Raw genomic sequence first — 22,237 nt, 5'->3', positions numbered from 1 at the left:
GTCGCCGGGAGCCTGGTGGGAGGCCTAGACCTGCGTCTTGACGACGTCCTTGAGGCCGGTGGTCGCCTTCTCCACCACCTTGGACGTCAGGTCGAGCTGCTGGGTGTACTGGTACATGGACGCCTGGAGGGAGAGCAGCTCGGCGTTGGAGAACTGCTTCCCGCTGGAGGCCTGGGAGATGATCTTCTCCAGGTTGAGCTGACCCTTCTCCAGGTCGCCCACCACCTGCGTCATCATGTCGCCGGCCTTGGACGTCTTGGCCGTCTCGGCCTTGGCGGCCACGGGCTCGGCGCCCTTGGCCGTCATGGGCTCCTGGCCCGCGACGTTCACCTTGTTGAGGGCGGCCTTCTCCGTCTTGTTGACGGTCTCCACCTGGCGGACGGCGTCCGCCTTCTGGGTGGCCTGCGCGGCCTGGGCCTTGTTCACGCCCTGGGTGGCGTCCACCTGGCCCGCCCCCTGGGCCTTGTCAGCGAGAACTCCGTCGAACTTCGACGCTCCCTGCTTGTTCGTCTGCTGGGCGCCCTGGTCTTGCAGCTTCTGCTGCGCCACCTGCGCCGCGGAGACCCCGGCCATCGGACCCGCCATGTGAGACCCTCCTTGCATCTGTCGGGGAAGGAGGCAGTTCCTCCTCCTCGTTCAAAAGTTCCTTGAGCCGGTCGATGGCGCGCGCATGCAGCCGCGACGCCCAGCTCTTCGACTGCCCAATCTCCGCGCCCGCCTCTTCCAGGGTCCTTCCCTGGAAGTAGTACCCCTGGAGGAGCTTCTTCTCCTTCTCCGGGAGCTTCTCTATCGCCGCCCGCACTCGGTTCTTCGTCTGCTCCAGCTCCATCCGGACGTCCACCGGCAGCGACTCGTCGGTGTAGCCCGCCGTGTCCGCCCCTTCCAGGCTCGTCGCGAACACCATCGCGAGCCCGGCCACCGCATCCGAGATGTCACTGACATCATCGTCAAAAGAGCTGCCGCGGTTGCCTGCTCCCGACTCGCGGTCCGAAAGATTTCCCAGGTACGCCGCCGCCCGCTCCCCCGCGAAGGCCGTGCGGGCATCCGAGCCCCGCAGGATTCCCATCTTCCGCAGGCCGTCGAAGATGGCGCCCTTGATGCGGTAGTGCGCGAAGGTGAGGAAGTTGGCGCCCACCTTCGGGTCGAACCGCTCCGCGGCCTCCAGGAGGCCTATCTGTCCGTAGGCCACCAGCTCATCCAGCTCGAGCTGGGCGTTGAACTGCTTGCGCACAGTCGCAGCCAGCGACCGGACGTAGGGCCCGTACTTCTCGAGGATGACCTTCCTGTCGTCGCCCAGAGCCAAGCGCAGCTCACTCGGCCTTGGACCACAGCCGCTCGAGAACCTGGTTCAGCCGCGGATCATCCTGCAGCGCATCGGAGATCTTGCTCGTGAGGGAGGAGGACTTCATGCGGAGCTTCTCCTTCAGGATTTCGGCGACGAGTGCCTTCGTCGCCTCCTCCTTGCTCTTGAAGCCCCCGTTCTTCAGCTTCCGGGCAATGGCCACCGCCTGGGCGGCGACCGGGTCCGCAGCCTGGGGGCCCTGGACGTTGCTGGAGCCTACCAGACCCGAGGGACCGACAAGAGACTCGGCCTTGTCCACCTTGCCGCCAAAGCTCGCACCCGCCGCCGGCGCGGCGCCAGCAGCGCCCTTCGCGCCACCGGCACGCCCCTTGCCACCCCCTCGTCCCACGCCACCGACAGCCATCGCCTTCTCCTCCCGTCTTCTACTTCTTGGCCGGAGGCAGGATTCCTGCCTCCTTCGCCTGGATGAGCGACTGAGCCAGCTTCGCGGCATCACCGTCCGGCTCCAGGTCCATGGCGGCCTTCAGCTCCTTGAGGGCCTCGGGCACCTTCCCCATGAACAGTAGCGCCTCGCCCGCGTGGGCGCGAGGCAACGCGGCCTGGGGCGCCAGCCGCTGCGCCGAGCGGTAGGCCTGCAGTGCCTTGTCGTGGCGGCCCTGCGCGAACTCCACCGCGCCCAGCCCCAGCTGCGGAACCTCGCTCTTCGGCATCAGCGCCGCGGCCCCGGCAAAGACGTCCCGGGCCTTGTCGAAGTGGCCCATGTCCAACCACAGGTAGCCGGTCTCCAGCAGGACCATGGCCTGCTGGCGCCCGACGGGGACGAGGCTGTTCGAAATCTCCGAGCTCTCCGCCATGGACTTCGCTCTTCCTTTCCGCGTCCGCCGGGACAGGGAGCGGCGCCGCTCCCGGACCCGTCGGAGGTGGCTCGCCGCGCTCTAGCGGACGTTGCTGATGGAGTTCTTGATGCAATCGTGCCGCGACTTCATCACGTTGGAAATCGCGGTGAAGGTCTGCGACTCCTGCTGGATGGCGGCCTGCAGGTTGAGGAGCTTGGAGTTCTCCTCGGCCATCTTGTTCAGCGAGAAGCTGCCGTTCACGGTGTCGGTGGGGCTGGCGTTGGCGCCAACACCCGACGTCGGCGTGCCGCCGATGCCGCCCGCCACGCCGCCGCCCACGGAGATGCCGGCCGAGCCGGACATCATGGACGCCGCGCCGCCGCCCATTCCGCCACCCATGCCGCCGCCCATCGGCGCGACCGCCGTGCCCATGACACCGGCGTACGGCGCGCCGGCCATGCCGGAGCCGCTGGTGCTGGAGAAGGTGTGCATGGACGAGACCGCGGCGGACACAATCTGCCCGCCCGGAATCATGCCGGCCACCGCGCCCACGCCGGCGCCGACCGCGCCCGCCGCGCTGTTGAGTCCGTTCTGCAGCCGGGCGCCAAAGCCCGTCTGCGGCGTCTGCCGCGCCGTCGTCACGTTGGTCGAGAGACGCACGTTCGGGCCCATCATGTTGTCGATCTTCGCCATTGCTTCCTCCAGGCGCTGCTGCCAGCGGAAAGGGTAGAGATCCCCAATGTTCCGGATGCTCTCCCTCGTATTATCGGCCATGCGGGCCCCGGGTTTCCTGATCCAGGCAAAAAAGCTGCCCCGCCCTGAAAACCCGTGTCATTCCTGATACTTAGCGGCGACCCTTGCTGCCCTTGGCCTCGGCCAGCATGCGCTCGCGGGTGTCCACGAGCAGCTCCAGCAGCTCCTCGGCACGGGCGATGGCGGCCTGCGCCTTCTTGCCCTGCTCCACCTTGGGGCCCTTGAGCTCGGCGAGGCCGGCCTTCACCGGAGCGAAGAAGGCGCGGACGTCGTCCACCGGGGTCGCCTCGAGGAGGGACTCGACAGCGGGATAGGAGGGCGCGGGCAGCTCCGGGGCCGGGGCCGGGGTGGAAGGCTTGGAGGACGGGGGCATTGCGGAGCAGGTCTCCTGTCGGGCCAGCGGCCGTACGGCCGATGGGCACTGGACCCGGGACGGTAGGGGAAAAGCCCTGTCCCCTTCAAGCAGCCCCCCTTCTTCAAGTGGGGATGACACTCCACGTCCCACCGGCCGAGGAGGGAACAGGCACTCCACCGGACTGCCCTGCAAGCCCTGTCCACTTCCACCCCCGCACCTAGGTTTTCCGCAACGGAGTGGCCCGCACGCCCTCCGCCGCACTCACACAGGAGAAGCTCCATGAAGAAGCTGGTTGGGGTTTTCGCGACCATCGCACTGCTCGGCTCGGGCGCCGCCCTCGCGAACGACGACAAGAACAAGCCGCCACAGCAGGACCCGTCCTCCGCGCAGGGAGGCGCCGGCGCCGCAGGTAGCGAGAGCCTGCCGCAGGACAGCAGCATGCAGCACGACACCGCCACCCAGGACCCGGCCATGGGCGGCTCGGGCGCCGTGCAGCAGGACCCGGCCATGGGAGGCTCGGGCGCCGCCATGGGCCAGAAGGAGCTGACGGGCAAGGTCGTCAAGGCCGACTCGAAGATGGTCTGGGTGGACATGCAGGGCGCGGTGGTGCCGCTGAAGGTGGACAAGAGCACCCAGTTCAGCGACCCGAACCTCAAGCGCTCCAAGGACCTGCAGGTGGGCCAGGAGATCCGCGCCAGCTACGAGGTGAAGGAGACGGACAACATCGCCAAGAGCATCTCCATGTCCGGCACCGGCGGCTCGGGCTCCGAGGACATGATGGCGCCCGACTCGTCCATCAACCAGGGCACCGGGCTCGAGGAGGACAAGGGCATGGAGGCGCCTCCGGCCACCGACCCCGGCATGGGCGGCTCCGGTGACGACACCATGAACCCCGACACGGGCGCCGACAGCGACACGCGCTGAGGCCAACCCACACCGGAAGGAGCACGGACACACGCCCGTGACAGACCACCCTCCCCCACGCGGGGAAGCGAAAGGGCCCACGGCCAAAATGGCCGCGGGCCCTTTCCGTTTCCGGGCCAGGGCGACGCCCCTCCGTGACACACTTCCGGCGCCACTGTGTTCAGCTGCTTCAGTCCGTTCAGTCTTGACTGAATGAACTGAATCCACTACATGCCGGCGTGCCTTCCAGGGCCCCGCCCGCGCGAGCAGCGCGAGGCCCGGGCGGGGGGGCACGGAGACCGGGCATGACGGAGCTGGGCGCCGCCGAGCACCGCTTCATCGAGGCGATGGGGCTGCACTTCGAACGGCAGGGGGGCACGCGCATCGGCGGGCGCATCCACGCGCTGCTGATGCTCGCCGAGGAGCCGCTGTCGCTCAAGCGCATCGCCGAGCTGCTCAAGGTGAGCGCCGCCTCCGTGTCCACCAACATCCGCGCCTGCATGGCCATGGGGCTGGTGGAGCCGGCCAGCGTGCCGGGCGACCGGCAGCACTACTACGTCATCAGCTCCGAGGGCTGGGAGAGCCGGCTGCACACCGCGGAGGATGCGATGAAGGCCTTCGTCCGGGTGTGCCAGAGTGCCCTGGCCACGCCGCACCTCGCCGCCAAGCCGCACCTGCGCGAGGCCGCCGAGTTCTGTGATTTCTATCTGGCCGAGATGGCCGGCATCGCCGAGCGTTGGCGCGCCTCCCGCGCCACCCGCCCCGGCCGCACTTCCAAGGCTCCGAAAGGACGCACCGCATGAACGCCGCAGCGAAGTCCCCCATCGTCTCCATCACGAACGTGACCAAGGACTACACCCTGGGCAAGGTCGTCGTGCCCGCGCTCCGCGGCGTGGACCTCCAGGTGCACCCGGGAGAGTTCATCTCCATCGCCGGCCCGTCCGGCAGCGGCAAGACGACGCTGCTCAACCTCATCGGCTGCGTGGACACCGCCACCACCGGCGTGGTGAGCGTGGCCGGCCAGGACACCAAGCAGCTCAGCGAGCGGCAGCTCACCGACCTGCGCCTGCACACCATCGGCTTCATCTTCCAGAGCTTCAACCTGGTGTCGGTGCTCAGCGTCTTCCAGAACGTGGAGTTCCCGCTGCTGCTCCAGCGCAAGCTGGACAAGGCCCAGCGCCGCGAGCGCGTCATGCAGCTGCTGGAGCAGGTGGGGCTGGCGAGCCACGCGAAGCACCGGCCCAACGAGCTGTCCGGCGGCCAGCGCCAGCGCGTGGCGGTGGCGCGCGCGCTCGTCACCCGGCCCCAGCTGGTGCTGGCGGACGAGCCCACCGCCAACCTCGACTCGGTGACGGGCCAGCACATCATCGACCTGATGAAGGAGCTCAACCAGAAGGAGGGCACCACCTTCATCTTCTCCACCCACGACGCCAAGGTGATGAACCACGCCAACGCCGTGTGGCGCCTGGCGGACGGGAAGATTTTGGACCGCCTCAGCGCCACCGAGGCGCAGCGGGCCATGGCCGCGGGGAGTCACTGACATGGGAGGGCATTTCCGGCTGCTGTTGCAGGTGGCGTTCCGCAACCTGTTCACCAGCAAGATCAACCTGCTCATCGGCGGCATCATCTTCCTGGGCACGCTGCTCGTGGTGGTGGGCGGCGCGCTGCTGGACAGCATGGACAGCGCCATGAGCCGCAGCATCATCGGCAGCGTGGCGGGGCACCTCCAGGTGTACTCGGACGAGTCCAAGGACGAGCTGGCCCTCTACGGCGGCATGGCCGGCGAGCCGGACCTGGCGGCGCTCGACGACTTCAGCCGAATCAAACCGGTGCTGGAGAAGCACCCCAACGTGAAGACGGTGGTGCCCATGGGCACCAGCGGCGCGCTCATCTCCTCGGGCAACACGGTGGACCTGACGCTCGCCCGCATGCGTGACTTGTACAAGAAGCGCGCGGAGGGCGGCGAGACGCCGGCCCTGCGCGAGAGCATCGACAGCGTCAAGGCGCACGTGCGGCAGATGGTGTCGCTCATCGAGGAGCAGAACGCCAAGGCGCGGGCGCTCCTGAGCGACGCGGCCCAGGACCCGGCCGAGGTGGAGGCGCTCGCCCGGGCGCGCACGGACGCGTTCTGGGACGCCTTCGACCAGGACCCGTTCGGCTCGCTGGAGTTCCTGGAGAACCGCATCGCCCCGCAGATTCCGGACGGAGACCTGCTCGACATGCGCTACGCGGGCACGGACCTGGACGCCTTCCAGCGCACCTTCGACCGCATGGAGCTGGTGGACGGCCAGGCCGTTCCCCAGGGCAAGCGCGGAATGCTGCTGTCCAAGTTCTTCTACGAGAACTTCCTCAAGCTGAAGACGGCGCTGCGGCTGGACAACATCAAGCAGGCGAGGGACCTCAACCAGAAGCTCATCGCCACGGACCCGCAGCTGCAGCGCTGGGTGAAGGAGAACCAGACGCAGACGCGGGAAATCCTCTTCCAGCTGGACCCCATCAAGACGCGCCTGGCCACCGAGCGGCTGCAGAAGCTGCTGGGCAGCCAGGAGCCGAAGCTGGAGAAGCTGCTGTCGGAGTTCTTCGCCACCGACGACGCCAACTTCGACGCCCGCTACGCGCAGTTCTACTCGGAGCTGGCGCCCCTGCTGGAGCTGTACCGCATCCGGCTGGGTGACAGCCTCACCATCACCGCCTTCACGCGCACCGGCTACGTGCAGAGCGTCAACGTGAAAATCTATGGCACCTACCAGTTCAAGGGCCTGGAGAAGTCGGCGATGGCCGGGGCCATCAACCTGATGGACCTGATGTCCTTCCGTGACTTGTACGGCTACCTCACCGCGGACCGGAAGGAGGAGATCGCCGAGATGCAGAAGGCGAGCGCCGTGAAGGTGGTGGACCGGGCCAATGCCGAGGACGCCCTCTTCGGCGAGGACAGCGGCAACACGCTGGTGGCCAACGCCACGCCGGGCCTCATCGACGAGAGCGACGCGTTCGACGGCACCCTGGGCTCGCTGCGCCGGGACGACCTGGCGGCGCGCGTCTACTCGCAGGAGGAAATCGAGAAGGGCGTGGCGCTCAGCGCGGCGGTGATTCTCAAGGACCCGGAGCAGCTCCAGCAGACGATGGCGGAGCTGAAGCAGTCGGCCACGGACGCGGGGCTGAAGCTGCGGGTGGTGTCCTGGCAGCAGGCGGCGGGCATCATCGGCCAGTTCGTGCTGATGGCGAAGCTGGTGCTCTACTTCGCCGTCTTCATCATCTTCGTGGTGGCGCTGGTCATCATCAACAACGCGATGATGATGGCCACGCTGCAGCGCGTGCGCGAGGTGGGCACCATGCGGGCGATTGGAGCGCAGCGCTCCTTCGTGCTGGGCATGGTGCTGGTGGAGACGGTGCTGCTGGGACTCGTCTTCGGCGCGGGCGGCTCGCTGATTGGCAGCGGCATCATGGCCGCGCTGGGCAACGCCGGCATCCCCGCCAACAACGAGGCGCTCTACTTCTTCTTCTCCGGTCCCCGGCTGTACCCCACGCTGAGCCTTGGCAACCTGGTGGCGGCCTTCGTCATCGTGCTCGTGGTGTCCGCCATCTCCACCCTCTATCCCGCGTTCCTCGCGACCCGGGTCTCGCCCCTCCAGGCGATGCAGACGGACGAGTAAAGACATGCTCCAGCTCTTCCTCATCGCCTTCCGCAACCTGGGCACCCACCGCCGCCGCACGCTGCTGCTGGGCGGGGCCATTGCCGGCGTCACCGCGCTGCTCGTCATCCTGATGGGACTGTCCACCGGGATGGAGGAGACGATGCTGCGGTCCGCCACCACGCTGTCCACCGGCCACGTCAACGTGGGCGGCTTCTACAAGGTGTCGGCCGGGCAGGCCGCGCCCATCGTCACGGGCTACCCGAAAATCCTCGAGCAGGTCCGCAAGGACGTGCCGGAGCTGGACTTCATCGTCCACCGCGGGCGCGGCTACGCCAAGGTGGTGAGCGAGGCCGGCTCCATGCAGCTGGGCGTGGGCGGCATCGACGTGGCGTCCGAGCCGGGCTTCCGCCAGGTCATCCAGGTGCGCGAGGGCACCCTGGACGGGCTGGCCGAGCCCAACACCGTGCTGCTCTTCGAGAAGCAGGCGAAGCGGCTGGAGGTCAAGGTGGGCGACACGGTGACGATGGCCGCGCCCACCATGCGCGGCACCAGCAACACGGTGGACCTGCGGGTGGTGGCCATCGCCGCGAACATCGGGCTGATGAGCGACTTCAACGTCTACGTACCGGCGGGGACGCTGCGCTCGCTCTACCAGCTCCGGGAGGACACCACCGGCGCCATCTACCTGTACCTCAAGGACGTGAAGCAGGTGCCCGAGGTGCAGGCGCGGCTGCGCAAGACACTGACGGAGGCGGGCCACGAGGTGATGGACAACGACCCGCGCGCCTTCTTCTTCAAGTTCGAGGTGGTCAACCGCGAGGCGTGGACGGGCCAGAAGCTGGACCTCACCAACTGGGAGGACGAAATCTCGTTCATCAACTGGACGCTCACCGCCCTCAAGGGGCTCACGGGCATCCTCATCTTCGTCCTGCTCATCATCATCTGCGTGGGCATCATGAACACGCTGTGGATTGCCATCCGGGAGCGCACCCGGGAGATTGGCACGCTGCGCGCCATTGGCATGCAGCGCACGCGCGTACTGGCGATGTTCGTCTTCGAGGCCCTCACCCTGGGCTTCCTGGGCACGCTGACGGGCGCCCTGGTGGGGCTGGGGGTGTGCCTGGCCGTCAACGCCGCGGGCGTGTCCGTCCCCGAGGTGGTGGCGGTGTTCATCATGTCGGAGAAGCTGAACCTCGCGGTCCACCCCAACTCCGTGGTGGGCGCCATGCTGTTCATCACCGCCTGCACCACGGCGATTTCGCTGATTCCTTCCTTCCTCGCCGCGCGGCTCAAGCCGGTGACGGCGATGCACCACATCGGGTGAGTCCTCCATGAGCCTCAAGAACGTGCTGTCCGCCGCGGTGCTCGCCGCGGCCCTGCTGTCCGCCCAGGCGGCGCTGGCGATGGAGCCGGCCGCCATGGTGAAGCTGCTGTCGACCATCGACGACCGGCAGCGCAATGGTGGTGACTACAAGGCGCTCGCCTACATGGAGCAGAAGGAGAAGGACAAGACGGACACCGTGCGCGAGGCGTTCATCTACCGGCGGGACGCGGACGACAAGCTGATGATTCTGTTCAGCCGCCCCAAGGCGGAGGCCGGCAAGGGCTACCTGCGGCTGGACAAGAACCTCTGGAGCTATGACCCCAACGTGGGCAAGTGGGAGCGGCGCACGGAGCGCGAGCGCATCGCCGGCACCGACAGCCGCCGCGCCGACTTCGACCAGTCCCGCCTGGCCGAGGAGTATGACCCCACCTTCGAGGGCGAGGCGAAGCTGGGCAAGTACGCCGCAAATCTACTGACGCTCAAGGCCAAGCAGGGCGTGGACGTGGCCTACCCCGTCATCAAGCTGTGGGTGGACAAGGACTCGACGAACATCCTCAAGCGGGAGGAGTACGCGCTGTCCGGGCGGAAGATGCGCACGCTGCTCTACCCGCGCTGGAAGAAGCTGTTCAGCGAGTCCAAGGGCGCCGACGTCTGGTTCCCCGAGGAGATTCGCATCTACGACGAGGTGGAGAAGGCCAACTCCACCACCATCCTCATCAAGTCCATCGACCTGCGCTCACTGGAAGCCAACCTCTTCACCAAGGCGTGGCTCGAGAGCAAGAGCCGATGAGCCCGCGCACCCTCACCCTGGCCGCGGCGCTGTCCGTGGCCCTCGTGGGCGGCCCCGCCCTCGCCCAGTCTCCGGACCAGGGCGAGGGCGACCGGCCCGACGAGAATGCCCTCTTCGGCGGCGGCGAGCCCGAGAAGCCCGCCGAGGCCCCTGCCCCGCCCGCCGCCTCCGAGCAGGCGGCTCCGGCGGACCGTCCCAGCGAGGATTCCCTCTTCGGGGGGGACACCGCGGCGGAGGCTCCCGCCAGCGCCGCGGAGCAGCCGTCTTCCACGGGGCCCTCGGAGCCGGGCGGCGACCGGGACTCGGAGGCCCTGGGTGGCCCGGCGACTCGCAGCGCCTTCGACTCCGAGGAGGCGGTGGACGACCCGCTGAAGATTGGCGGCCAGTTCTACCTGCGCGGCAACGTGGCGGCGAACGAGGGCGTGTCCTTCGGCAACACGCGGTTCTCCGCGCCCACACTGGTGGACGGCTACTTCGACGCGCGGCCCACGGACCGGCTGCGCGGCTTCGTGGTGGGGCGGCTGAGCTATGACCCCACCCTCGCCACCGGCACCGGCGAGGACGCGCCCGCCAACCCGCGCGTCCTGCTGGACCAGGCGTGGCTGCGCTTCGACCTGGAGCGCACGGTGTTCTTCACCGTGGGCAAGCAGCACGTGAAGTGGGGCACGGGGCGCATCTGGAACCCCACCGACTTCCTGTCCCCCCAGCGGAGGGATCCGCTGGCCTTCGTGGACCTGCGCACCGGCGTGTCCATGGTGAAGCTCCACGTGCCCTGGGAAGCGCGGGGGTGGAACTTCTACGGCATCGCGGTGATGGACGACCTGGGCACCGACGCGGGCGCCGTCACCGACCCGAGCGGGGGCACGACGGCGCAGCCCGGAGGCCGTGAGCCGGTCAACCGCATCAGCCGCATTGGTGCCGCGCTGCGCGCCGAGGTGGTGCTGGGACCCGCGGAAGTGGGCGCCAGCGCCGTGGCCCAGCGAGGCCGCAAGCCCCGCTTCGGGCTGGACCTGTCCTCGGCCCTGGGCCCCATCGACGTCTATGGCGAGCTGGCCCTGAAGAAGGGCACCGACCGCCCCCTGTACCGCCTGCCCGAGGGCGCCACGCTGGAGGACATCTTCCAGAACGGCGTCCAGGTGGAGTCGTACATCCCCGAGGGCCTCACGCCGCAGGTGACGGGCGGCGCCAACTACACCTTCGGCTATGGCGAGAACGACCTGGCCGTCGTGGGCCTCGAGTACTTCTACAACTCGACGGGCTACACCAGCGCCATCGGCTACCCGTACCTGTTCAACCAGAACGCCTTCCAGCCCCTCTACGTGGGCCGGCACTACGGCGCGGCCTACGTCTTCCTGGACCGGCCCGGCCCGCTGGAGCGCACGTCCTTCAACCTCTTCACGCTGGGCAACCTCTCCGACCGCTCCTTCCAGAGCCAGCTCAACGTGACGCACCGGGTGCTCACCTACCTCACGGTGGAAGCCTTCGGCGCCGTGCACTACGGCCGCAAGGGCGGTGAGTTCCGGCTCGGCTTCACCGTGCCGGACGTCGTCGTCAACGACGTGCCAATCCAGGGCTTCACCCTGGCCGCGCCCACCTTCGAGGTGGGGGCCGGCCTGCGCATCAACCTCTGACACGCGCGGACCTTCCGCCCGTGAGGGCCGCGTCTCCTTCGTTGGAGGCGCGGCCCTTCGCTTTTCCCGGAAGTGCGGTGCCGCACCCGGCTGGCGCACGGGAGTGTCTCGCGCGCGACGGCGGCCGATTCCGGGGCTGTGCCTCGCGAGACGCGTGGATAGAGGTGTGGCGGCATGGACCTCATCTCGGATGTCGTCATCCTGGGCGCGGGCGCCGCCGGACTCGCCGCCGCGGCGTCCCTGTCCCGCGCGGGCCTGCGCGTCACCGTGCTGGAGGCCCGCTCGCGCCTGGGCGGGCGGGTGGCCACCCTTCACGACCCGGTCACCGACGTGCCGCTCGAGCTGGGGGCGGAGTTCGTCCACGGGGAACCCGAGTCCTTGCGAAAGCTTGCCCGGCGCGCGCGCCTCACCGTCCGGCCCTGCAACGACACGCATGCGCTGTCGTGGAAGGGGCGGTTCGGAGACGGCGCGGAAGCCTTCCGCTTCATGGAGGCCCTCGCCTCCGCGAAGCCTCCGGACCGGCCTGTCGCCGAGGTGCTCCAGGAGCGGGCTCGGGCCGAGCGATGGTCTCCGCTCCAGGTGGCCATGGCGCGGGCGTATGTGGAGGGCTTCTACGCGGCCAATCCGGACACCGCGAGCGCGCTGGCCATCGCTCGGATGGAGACCGCCGCGGAGGAGCTGGGAGGCACCACGCCATCTCGAGTCCTGGAAGGGTATGACCGCATGCTGCATGCCCTGGCCCGGCCGCTGCTGGAGCGTCCAGGGACGGTGTTCTTCAACGCCGTGGCCGAGGAGGTGCGCTGGGCAGCCGGCGAGGTGCGCGTGCGCATCCGGGCCCGCCAGGGAGTGCCGCTGGGACAGGTGCGGGCGAAGCGGGCGGTGGTGACGCTGCCACTCGGCGTGCTGCGGGCGCGGGTGCCGGAGCCCGGGGCGGTGCGCTTCCTTCCTCGGCTCCCGGAGAAGGAGCGCGCCTGGGGACGGCTGGAGATGGGGGCGCTGGTGAAGGTGCTGCTGCGCTTCCGCACCGCGTTCTGGAGCGAGCGCGACGACACCCGGCGGTTTGGCTTCTTCCATGGGCCGTCGCTGCCCGTGCCCACGTGGTGGACACTGTCGCCTCGCGAGTCCCGGCACCTCGTGGGCTGGGCCGGCGGCCCGGCCGCGGAGGCGCTGTCCGGGCCAGGCGAGGAGGAGGTGCTGATGCGCGCCGTGGAATCGCTCGCGAGCATCTTCCGGCTGTCCCGGCGGGCGCTGCATGCCTTGCTCGAGTCGTGGCACGTGCAGGACTGGCAACGCGAGCCCTTCACCCGAGGCGGCTATGCCGTCATCCCCTCGGGCGCGGTGGACGCCGTCGAGGCACTGGCCACGCCCGTGGAGGGCACCCTGTTCTTCGCGGGCGAGGCCACGAACACGGAGGGCGAGGAGGGCACCGTGCACGGCGCCATCGCCACCGGCGAGCGTGCGGCTCGCGAGGTGCTGGCGCAGGTGAAGCAACGCGGCTGAGCCCGATGCCGAGGGGCGGGCATTCCTGCTGCCGGCGCAGGCTGAATGCTTCGTCTACGAGTCGAACCTCGGCCACCACCACCTCTGGTTCGTGGATGACCGCGCGGCCCTCGCGGCGCGACTGGTGTGCCCACCTCCGCGACCAGGAGCCCCGCTGCCCCGCGGCCAGTCGGAGCGTCTCGTCGCCGCACCCGGCACCCGGCACCCGGCACCCGGCACCCGGCACCCGGCACCCGGCACCCGGCACCCGGCACCCGGCACCCGGCACCCGGCACCCGGCACCCGGCACCCGGGATGGCGACTCTCCCAGGGCGTCTTGTCCAGCACTGGAGCCTGCCATTCGACGGACCTTCTGCCCCAATGCGATGGCTTCCTTCGTGACTGCGCCCCGGAGGGGCCATCGCTTCCCATTGGCCGGGGCTGGCACCGGTCCGGTAGCGCGCTGTTCGGAAATGTCGGGGGTTTTGTGCCGCGCCAATGTCCCGACATTCCTGAACAGGACGCCCTGGAGGCCGCTGCCCGAGCGAGCCGGCGGGCGGACCTTCTCCAGGAACCGTGTCTGAACATCCACTGGTGGACATCGTTCAGCTATGCACCTGTGGATTGCCCTCGCTGCTGGATTGAGCCTCGGTCAGACGCCGGACGAGCCACTGGTGACTCCGCCGCTAGACCCCTCCATCCAGGACCCCGCGGCGGAGGCGCTGAAAGACGCCTATGAGCGCGCCGCCGAAGAGGCCGAGGGCGCGAGGCCCCCCGCGGGCTACGTCATCCAGCAACCGCTCGATGAGGGAGCGGCGAGCTTCGTGCTGACGCCGACCCTTCCCGATGGCTCAGTGCCCACGGCGGCGGGACAAGTCGCCAACGAGGAGGCGGCGCAGGTCTATCAGCCCATCCCCTCTCCATGGAATGCCACGGCGGAGGACGAGGCGGCCATCGGCGGCAGCGGCAGCCCCACGTCTCCGTCAGGCACGGACGCCGCGGACACCGCAGCGCCCGAGACCACCTCGGGAGAGAACTACCAGAACCCTCCGCCCGGCGTGACGAGCGGCCCCACCCGCACTGAGTCCACCGGACCGGATGGGACACAGCCAGGCTCCGCCGAGACAGGCGTGACGACGCAGCCCCAGGGCACGCAGGCCGGAGCTACGGGGCAGGGCGCGACTGGTGGCGCTGGGGCGGCTGGAGCCTCGGGGCAGGATGTAGCTGGTGGCGCGGGGGCGGCCGGCGCCTCGGGGCAGGATGTAACTGGTGGCGCGGGGGCGGCCGGCGCCTCGGGACAAGACGCGACCGGTGGAGCAGGGGCGGAGGGTGCCTCGGGACAAGACTCGACCGGTGGAGCAGGGGCGGAGGGTGCCTCGGGACAAGACTCGACCGGTGGAGCAGGGGCGGAAGGTGCCTCGGGACAAGACGCGACCGGTGGAGCAGGGGCGGAGGGTGCCTCGGGACAAGACTCGACCGGTGGCTCGGGAGCGGCGGGCACCACCAGCCAGGATACGACGGGCTCGGGTATGCCCCCTGGGCAGCCGCCGGGCACGGAAGGAACGTTCGTTCCAGACGGACAGGACGCGACGGGCGGCGCGGGCACCGCCGGCCAGGATACGACGGGCTCGGGTGTGCCCCCTGGGCAGCCGCCGGGCACGGAAGGAACGTTCGTTCCAGACGAGCAGGACGCAACGGGCGGTGCGGGCACGGCGCCAGGAACCGGCGCGGACGTAACGCCCGGCGATACGGCGGAGCCGGAGTCGGTACCTCCGCCGGGAGCCGGAGCTACGAGCGCTTCGCCTGGAGCCCCGACGGACGGCACGGGAACGACGGGGGCGGCGCCGGGGACCATCGGGCCGGGTTCGCTGCCCTCTCCTGATGACACCGGCGCGGCCACGGGTGGCGCTGGGGCGACCCCTGCGACAGGTACGGGCGGAGCGGGGGCAACTGGCGCCGCGACGGACGCGGGTGATGTCACCGGAGACGAAGGAGGGACGGGCAGCGGAGATGCCACGGGTGGCGCGGGCGCGACCGGCACGACGCCCGACACCTCGACAGGCGCGGGCACGACTGGCACAGGCAGCATCGGCGTCGATGACACGAGTGCGGCAGGCACGGGCGTCGATGACACGAGTGCGGCAGGTACGGGCAGCACGGGCATCGGTGACACGAGCGCGGCAGGTACGGGCAGCATCGGCGTCGATGACACGAGTGCGGCAGACACGGGCAGCGTGGGCATCGGTGGCACAAGCGTGGCAGGCACTGGCAGCGTGGGCATCGGTGACACAAGCGCGGCAGGTACGGGCGGCGCAGGCACCGATGGCACGCGCTCAGCAGATACGAGCGGCGTAGGAGCGACGGGCACGGGCGGCACGGGCGCCCCGCAGCCGACTGCCCAGCCCGCCCCCACACAGCAACAACTCATCCAACTCCAGAATCGCATGCAGCAGCTCGAATCCGAGCTGAAGGCCCGCGACGAGGAGCTCGCCGAGAGCACCGCCACCGTGGAGCAGCACATCGACGGAGTCGGCGACCGTGCCGCCGAAGTCGAGCAGGCCCGCCAGCGCCGCCTCGCTCAAATCCAGACCGCGGGGCAGTGGCTGCTCGCCGCCGACCAGGCCCTCGAAATCGGCGAGCTCGACGTGAGCAACGCCCTCACCCAGGCGGACACCGCCTTCGCCGACGTGGGCGCCAGCGCCTCCCAGGACGGCCAGGGCAACGTCGTCGTCCACGTGGAGCGCGCCCGCGCCTTCATCAACTATGCCCAGAACGCCGTCGCCAACCGGGACGTCTCCGGCGCCCGCGCCGCACTCGAGGAAGCCGGCTTCGAGCTGAGCTTCGCCCGCTCCGCCAGCCTGGGACGCCAGAGCACCGGCAACCTCCTCCTCAACCCGTGAAGAACGGGGTCGCCTCCGCCGGCGCGGCCTGCGGACGCGAGATGAGGTAGCCCTGCACGAAGTCCACCCCGTGCGCGCGCACCCAGCGCAGCTCCTCGGGCGTTTCGATGCCCTCCGCCACCGTCTGGATGCCCAGCTGCCGCGCGATTTCCAGCAGCTTCCGCACGATGGCCCCCTTGTACGGGTCCACGTGGACGTCCCGCACCAGCTCCATGTCCAGCTTGATGATGTCCGGCCGCAGCTGGTGGATGAGGTTCAGCGACGAGTACCCCGCCCCCAAATCGTCCAGCGCCACCCGGAAGCCCGCCTGCCGGTAGAAGTTGATGATGCCCTTCAGGTGGTACGCGTCCGCCGCCCGGTCCGACTCGATGATTTCGAAGATGACGCTCGACGGGGGAATGCCCGCCTCGGAGATGGCCGACACCGTGGAGCGCAGGCAGTACGCCGGGTCGTAGATGGCCGCGGGCGTGAAGTTGATGAACAGGTGGGTGCGCAGCTGGTGCCGCACCGCCTCGCGGATGGCCGTGGTGCGCGCCGCCAGGTCCAGCTGGAACAGCAGGTCCGCGTCACGCGCCGTCTGGAACATCCGCCCCGGTGACACCAGCGCGCCGTCCCGCTCGCGGCCGCGCAGCAGCGCCTCGTGGGCGAAGATGCGCCGCGTGTCCTGCGCATGGACGATGGGCTGGAAGTGCGAGGTGAGCCGCTGCTCTGACAGCATGTCCAGCAGCCACCCCGCCTGCGCCATGGTGGCGAACTGCTGGAGCGAGCCCACCCGAGGGTAGTCCGCCAGCCCCGGCTCCCCGTCGCCCGCCAGGAAGAGCGCGCGCGTGCCCCGCGTCTCCTCCTGCGTCAGCGCGCCCACCGTGCTCACCGCCAGCGTCCCCAGGTCGCCGTCCGCCACGCACACCACGACGCACTGTGCCTCGGGGCGCACCTGATACTCGCGCCCCGTCTCCCGCAGGAAGGCCACCAGCTTGCCGAAGCTGTGGCCCAGCGGGCACCACAGGAACAGCCGCCCCGTGCCTTCCAGCTTCGCCGGCAGCTCCTGGCACCGGCCGCACAGCCGCGTCGGGGTGTCGCTCATCGTGGCGTCTACTCCGTCTCGCGGAAGATCATCAGCCCGCGCGCCGTCTCCGTCGCGTAGATGTAGCCGTCGCCCGGCACGCGCAGGGTGTTGAGCCCGTCGAAGAAGGTGACGCCACGGCCGACGTCCGCCTCACGCCAGGTGTTGTAGTAGCCCACCTGCCGGGGCTCGCCGGGCACCGAGACGTCCAGCACGCGCAGGCCGTCCTGGTAGTAGGCCACGTACAGCTTCGTGCCGGACAGCGTCACCGAGCGGATGGAGACCTCGTTGCGCAAGCGGAATGACCCTATCTGCTCCGGCAGCGCCGGCACCGTCACGTTCAGCACGCTCAGGTGCGCGCCCCAGTCCTCGCCCGCGTCGAAGGCCACCGTGCGGCTGCCGAACGTGCCCACCGCCGTGGTGCGCGAGGTGGCGCCCGCGAAGCGCCCCAGCAGCTTCGGCTTGGCCGGCGTCGTGACGTCCGACACCGTCATCCCGTACGTCCAGTGGCTCACGTACAGCTTGCCGTCCGCGGCGGTGACGTCCAGCGGGCGCTCGCCCGTCGCCGGCTCGCTGCCCTCGACGTAGTAGCGCGTGAGGAGCTTCGGCGCGGAGGGCGTGGCGATGTCGAAGACGAGCACCTCGGCGTTGGGGTACGGCGACGTCGCGAAGAGGGTGTTCCCGTCGATGGCCAGCGAACCCACCTCCACCGCGGTCTCCGGCACCGAGCGGACGCGGGTGGGCGCCTTCGGGTCCGTCAGGTCGAACACCCCGATGCCGCTGTTCTTCGTGGCCAGGTACAGCGTCCGCCCATGCACCAGCACGTCGCTGTAGACGTCGTCGGCGGGCTTGGACTCCGCCGCCCGGGTCGGCTGCGCGGGGTTGCTCACGTCGAAGATGAACAGGCCTTCCTTGCCGGCGGTGACGTAGGCGTGGCCGTGGGCCACCGCCAGCTCCGTGGCGGAGCCGCGCGGCAGGCCGACTTCGCCGACGCGCTCCACCTTGGAGGACTCCTCCTCACCCGCGCGGCGCGCGAGGCGCACTCCCTCGAAGGTGCCCTGCAGGTCAGCACGACCGTCCTGGCAACGACGGAAGATGCCGGCCAGCTGGCCCGGCCCCGTCGCCGAGCAGCCCGCGACGACGTAGCGCACCGGGTCTCCCGCCGTGTCCACCACGTCGCTGGCGATGAAGAAGGTGTCTTCGGAGACCTGCCGCTCCGTGACGTTGAGGCCGAGCAGCGTCGCGCCGCTGGCGAGCCCCGTCAGCCGCATGGTGCTGGCGGCGCCGGAGCCGTCGTTCAGCTCGACGTTGAGGTTCCAGATTCCATCAGCCTGAAGCTGGGCGAGGCTGGAACGCTGACAGGCCGACAAATCGATGGCTGCAAGCTGACAGTCGGCTCGGGCATCAGTCGCATCGTCCTTGCCGCAGCCCAGGGCGAGGAACAGGGTGGAGGAAAGTGCAAGAAGGCGTCTCATGCCCCCATCCATATCATCGGGCGCCAGCACCAGACGAAAGCCCCTGTTGCCCCGCAAGCCGCTCCGGGCGGGTCACCCATCGCCCGGCAAGTAAACGGAAAGAAATAATCCAACCGCTTGTATACACAAGCCCCTGGGAGGGAACCTTCCAGGACGCTGCCCTGTCGCCCGTTCCCCATTCGAAGAGGTGACCCCCTGTGAACCCCCGTCCCCTCGCAGCTGCCCTCCTGGCACTGCTCCTACCCGGGCTGGCACTCGCCCAGTTCTACGTCGTGCCCCGGCGACCCGGGAAATCCCCGGTGAACAGCTACGAATTCGAGTGGCGGCACGTGGACATCCTCGTGGGCCCCGGTGCCACCGGCCTGGCCCCGCCCCCGGAGCACACGGCACATGACCAGCCGCCGGGCGCCCAGGGAGGCGCCAACCCGGACGCTCCCACCACGTCCCCCCAGACGGGCGATCCGCTCAACCCGCCTGGCGGCCCACCCCCGGAGTCCGCCCAGCCGACGCCCGAGCCGGAGGCCACCGGCGGCCTGCCCCCCTCCGCCCCTCCGCTGCTGACGGACGCGGCGGATGGCGGCACCGTCACGGCGGGCATCCAGGGCGCGGACGGCGGCACGCTGCTCAGCGCCGCGGGTGCGGGCGACGGCGGCACGGCGGACGGTGGCGGGCTGGCGTCACTGGGCCTGGGCAGCCCCGACGGCGGCTTCAACTACACCTACGCCAAGACGCTGGGGGACAAGTCGGGCGGCGTGCGCTTCTACTTCTATGAGCGCGAGCGCGCGGTGGCCGAGCGCGCCGCCCCCCTCATCGAAGAGGCCTACCGCTACCTCGTGGACACCTTCCAGTACGTCCCCACGCAGACCTTCCCTTACATCCTCTACAGCAGCTACCAGGAGTTCCTGCAGACCAACCTCTTCCAGGTGTCCGAGGGCACGCTGGGCCTTACCAGCACTGGCGAGGACCTGAAGCTGACGCTGCCGTACCTCGGCGACCACAAGCTGTTCGAGGAGATCAGCACCCACGAGCTGGCGCACCAGTTCACCATCCAGAAGGTGCGCACCGTGGCCGAGCAGGCGAAGGTGTTCGGCGACCCGCTGGGCGGGATTCCGCTGTGGTTCATCGAAGGTCTGGCCGAGTTCTACGCCAAGCGGGGCATGGACCCCGAGGCGGAGATGCTGGTGCGGGACTTGCTGGTGAATCCGGACCTGTACAAGGGCTACGCCTTCCTCGACTTCTTCTCCCCCGGGCCCTACGGCTACCTGTGGATCTACAAGGTGGGCCAGGTCCGCGTGGCCTTCCTCGAGGAGGAGTATGGCAAGGGCATCATCCAGCGCGTGCTGGAGGAGTCGCCGCGGCTGGTGGGTGGCTCGCGCGACTCGCCGGCGCTCAAGTTCGAGGAGCTGCTGGAGCGGCTCACCGGGGATGACCCGAAGCGGCTGGCGGCGCGGTTCGAGAACTGGCTGAAGCGCCGCGCGTTCAAGACGTACCTGAGCTCGGAGCAGTCCGCGCCCGTCATGGACATGCTGGACAAGGGGCCCGGCTACATCACCTCGATGACGAGCTCGCCGGACGGGCACGTGCTGGCGCTGCGCACCATTGTCCCGGAGACGGGCGAGAGCCGGCTGTACCTGATGGACCCGCGCGCTCCCGACCGGACAGTAAAAGTCACGGGCGACGGCGCGCCGGGCGTGGAGTCGCTGCACCCCATCTCCGGGCGCAGCTTCGCGCTGACGCAGAACAAGCTGGCCTTCGTGGCGGAAATCACCGGCCGCGACGTCATCTACGTCCAGGACTACGCGCACGTGGTGGAGAAGCGCGCGCAGGACGTGCTGGTGCGCCGCACCGCCATCCGCACCGGCATCGACCGGGAGGTGGGCACCACGGTGAAGCTGGGAGTGGGCAACCGCGTGGCGTACCGCATCGACAAGCACGGGCTGCTGGCGGCGTACTCGCCGGCCTTCTCGCCGGACGGGCGGTGGGTGGCCTTCATCGGCATCAACGACGCGGGCCTGCGCGACGTGTATGCGATTGATTTGCAGGCGGGCCCGGAGGCGAAGCCGCTCCAGCTCACCGACGACGTGTTCTCCGAGCGGCAGGTGACGTGGGGCCCGGCGGGCGTCGTCTTCACGTCCGACGCCACATCCCACCGCAAGTTCAACCTCTTCCGGGTGAGGACGGACGCCCCCCGCCAGGTGGAGCGCATCACCCACGAGAACCGGGACCATGCGGACCCCACGGCGCTGGCGGACGGCCGGCTGTTCTTCACGGCCTTCAACAACAGCAGCTCTGACCTGCACGAGCTGATGCCGGACGGCCGCATCGTCCGGCGCACGGACCTGACGACGGGCGTCTTCGAGCCGGGTCCCGGGCCGGACGGCGGCCTGTGGATGCTGTTCCACGTGTCCGGCGAGCGCAGGCCCGCGGTGCTGCGGCCGCCGCGCATGCTGGCGCTGGATGTGCCCGCCGAGGGCGCGCCGGAGCCGCCGAAGCCGCTGGCGGTGCGCCCGCTGACAGATGCGCAGCACTACGAGCCCTTCACGCGGAAGAACCTGGAGTTCGGCCCCATCTTCGGCTTCGCGGGCGCGGGCGGCGGCGGCTTCGTGGGCCAGCTCTTCGCGGCGGCGAGTGACCGCATGAAGGACCACCAGTTCCTGCTCACCCTGTCGGTGTACGGCAGCTTCGACCTGACGGACGGCTACCTGCTCTACATCAACGACCAGAGCCGGACGACGTGGGGAACCGGCGTCTTCCAGTCGCTGCGCTTCCGGGTGGACCAGACCTTCGATAACTCGCCCGTGTTCTTCACGTCGGGTGAGCGGTACTTCGGCGTGCTCGGCAGCCTCCGCTACCCGCTGAGCACCTTCTTCTACCTCCAGGGCGACCTGAGCCTGGGCGGGACGAAGTACTTCCTCGACGACCCGACCGAGTTCTACCTGTTCTTCGCGGAGCGCAACGAGGCCAACCAGGAGCTGCTGTCGGCCTGGAAGGCGGCCAACGAGAGCATCCGCTTCCAGACGGAGGTGAGCGGCCAGATTGGCTACGACACGCTGAAGTACCACTACGCCACCGGCCCGCTGGCGGGCAGCTCGGCGTTGCTGGAGACGACGGTGGGCGTGCAGCCCTTCAACAACGAGGCGTACAGCAACATCCGCCTGGACGCCGAGCGCTACTTCCCCATCTACGGCCGCACCCACCTCTTCTTGCGCGGCGGCGCGGGCACCACGCTGGGAGGCCGGTACGCGCGCTCCTACTTCCTGTCGTCGTTCGACACGCTGCGCGGGGTGAACTTCGGCGACGAGCGGTGGCTGCTGGGCCGCCACTTCGTCTACTCCACGCTGGAGCTGCAGCTGCCGCTCAACGACATCGTCCGGGTGGCCTTCCTGAGCGACCTGGAGGCGGTGGCGGGCCTGGACGCCGGTGGCGTGGGCGAGAACATGGATGACTTCTGGGACCACCGCGTGCTGAACGCCGCCGTCGGCTTCAACCTGTCGCTGGGGCCCCTGCTGATGCGGCTGCACTTCGCGAGGCCCATCGACATCGGCGCGGCGGCCGGCAAGCCGGACCCGGGCTGGGTGACGAACTTCTCGCTGGGCATCGCCGGCCTCAACGGCTTCTTCGACCAGGGCAATACCGGGGCGACGAACAACGGCCCGCCCAAGTCCACGTCCCCGGCGCTGATGCCGGCGCTCGGCGGCGGCTACACCGGCCCCCGTCACTGAGGCCGCACCGGGGGCGGGCCGCTCGGCCCGCCTCCGGCATCGTGTTCAAGTCCCCCCGCCAGGCGGGG

Annotated in this window: 18 protein-coding genes; 10 read left to right on the top strand and 8 right to left on the bottom strand. The window is 69.5% G+C overall.

All coding sequences use genetic code 11. From position 1 onward, the window contains the following. Window positions 1-24 precede the first annotated feature (24 nt). From G4D85_RS21770 to G4D85_RS21745, 6 genes are all read right to left on the bottom strand, one after another. Window positions 25-585: an ATP-dependent helicase HrpB gene (locus tag G4D85_RS21770; protein ID WP_240359426.1), complete on the bottom strand. Its 561-nt coding sequence runs from the start codon at window positions 583-585 to the stop codon at window positions 25-27. Continuing rightward, entirely contained in the window at window positions 467-1,303 is an 837-nt protein-coding gene (locus G4D85_RS21765) for a sigma-70 family RNA polymerase sigma factor (RefSeq protein ID WP_164014939.1), read from the bottom strand. The genes G4D85_RS21770 and G4D85_RS21765 overlap by 119 nt, the downstream gene beginning before the upstream one ends. A 7-nt stretch (window positions 1,304-1,310) precedes the next feature. Continuing rightward, the gene (locus tag G4D85_RS21760) at window positions 1,311-1,706 is read right to left on the bottom strand and encodes a hypothetical protein (RefSeq protein ID WP_164014937.1); all 396 of its coding nucleotides are present in this window, start codon (window positions 1,704-1,706) and stop codon (window positions 1,311-1,313) included. A gap of 19 nt (window positions 1,707-1,725) precedes the next feature. Further along, complete coding sequence (locus G4D85_RS21755; RefSeq protein WP_164014935.1) at window positions 1,726-2,157, bottom strand: tetratricopeptide repeat protein; 432 nt, start codon at window positions 2,155-2,157, stop codon at window positions 1,726-1,728. Window positions 2,158-2,238: 81 nt separating this feature from the next. Then, on the bottom strand, window positions 2,239-2,832 hold the full coding sequence (locus G4D85_RS21750; protein ID WP_164014933.1) for a hypothetical protein: 594 nt from the start codon (window positions 2,830-2,832) through the stop codon (window positions 2,239-2,241). A gap of 151 nt (window positions 2,833-2,983) precedes the next feature. Next, window positions 2,984-3,265 (bottom strand): hypothetical protein, encoded by a 282-nt coding sequence (locus G4D85_RS21745; protein WP_205525645.1) that lies wholly within the window; start codon window positions 3,263-3,265, stop codon window positions 2,984-2,986. Window positions 3,266-3,526: 261 nt separating this feature from the next. Here G4D85_RS21745 and G4D85_RS21740 point away from each other — a divergent pair, with 261 nt between their 5' ends. From G4D85_RS21740 to G4D85_RS21700, 9 genes are all read left to right on the top strand, one after another. After that, entirely contained in the window at window positions 3,527-4,171 is a 645-nt protein-coding gene (locus tag G4D85_RS21740) for a S1 domain-containing protein (protein ID WP_205525644.1), read from the top strand. 284 nt (window positions 4,172-4,455) lie between these two features. Further along, on the top strand, window positions 4,456-4,953 hold the full coding sequence (locus tag G4D85_RS21735) for a GbsR/MarR family transcriptional regulator (RefSeq protein ID WP_164014931.1): 498 nt from the start codon (window positions 4,456-4,458) through the stop codon (window positions 4,951-4,953). After that, window positions 4,950-5,690, top strand: coding sequence for an ABC transporter ATP-binding protein (locus G4D85_RS21730; RefSeq protein ID WP_164014929.1), 741 nt, complete (start codon window positions 4,950-4,952; stop codon window positions 5,688-5,690). Before G4D85_RS21735 ends, G4D85_RS21730 begins: the two co-directional genes overlap by 4 nt. 1 nt (window position 5,691) lies before the next feature. Then, a complete protein-coding gene (locus G4D85_RS21725) occupies window positions 5,692-7,803 on the top strand; it encodes an ABC transporter permease (protein WP_164014927.1) in 2,112 nt (703 codons plus the stop codon). Between the two features lie 4 nt (window positions 7,804-7,807). Further along, window positions 7,808-9,109 (top strand): ABC transporter permease, encoded by a 1,302-nt coding sequence (locus G4D85_RS21720; RefSeq protein ID WP_164014925.1) that lies wholly within the window; start codon window positions 7,808-7,810, stop codon window positions 9,107-9,109. A 7-nt stretch (window positions 9,110-9,116) separates the two neighbouring features. Beyond that, complete coding sequence (locus tag G4D85_RS21715; protein ID WP_164014923.1) at window positions 9,117-9,899, top strand: outer membrane lipoprotein-sorting protein; 783 nt, start codon at window positions 9,117-9,119, stop codon at window positions 9,897-9,899. Next, on the top strand, window positions 9,896-11,530 hold the full coding sequence (locus G4D85_RS21710; protein ID WP_205525643.1) for a hypothetical protein: 1,635 nt from the start codon (window positions 9,896-9,898) through the stop codon (window positions 11,528-11,530). The genes G4D85_RS21715 and G4D85_RS21710 overlap by 4 nt, the downstream gene beginning before the upstream one ends. A 174-nt stretch (window positions 11,531-11,704) precedes the next feature. After that, window positions 11,705-13,030, top strand: coding sequence for a flavin monoamine oxidase family protein (locus G4D85_RS21705; protein WP_164014919.1), 1,326 nt, complete (start codon window positions 11,705-11,707; stop codon window positions 13,028-13,030). A 590-nt stretch (window positions 13,031-13,620) separates the two neighbouring features. Then, window positions 13,621-15,909, top strand: a complete 2,289-nt coding sequence (locus tag G4D85_RS21700; protein WP_164014917.1) for a hypothetical protein — start codon at window positions 13,621-13,623, stop codon at window positions 15,907-15,909. Here G4D85_RS21700 and G4D85_RS21695 read toward each other — a convergent pair. Then, entirely contained in the window at window positions 15,899-16,993 is a 1,095-nt protein-coding gene (locus G4D85_RS21695) for an EAL domain-containing protein (protein WP_164014915.1), read from the bottom strand. The genes G4D85_RS21700 and G4D85_RS21695 overlap by 11 nt on opposite strands. A gap of 8 nt (window positions 16,994-17,001) precedes the next feature. Then, complete coding sequence (locus G4D85_RS21690; protein ID WP_240359425.1) at window positions 17,002-18,447, bottom strand: LVIVD repeat-containing protein; 1,446 nt, start codon at window positions 18,445-18,447, stop codon at window positions 17,002-17,004. Between the two features lie 197 nt (window positions 18,448-18,644). Between G4D85_RS21690 and G4D85_RS21685 the strand changes: the two genes are divergently transcribed. Next, entirely contained in the window at window positions 18,645-22,169 is a 3,525-nt protein-coding gene (locus G4D85_RS21685; RefSeq protein WP_164014910.1) for a PD40 domain-containing protein, read from the top strand. Window positions 22,170-22,237: the final 68 nt, after the last annotated feature.

The organism is Pyxidicoccus trucidator, from assembly GCF_010894435.1.
Classification (GTDB): Bacteria; Myxococcota; Myxococcia; order Myxococcales; family Myxococcaceae; genus Myxococcus; species Myxococcus trucidator.
This window is presented reverse-complemented; position numbering and strand designations above follow the sequence as displayed.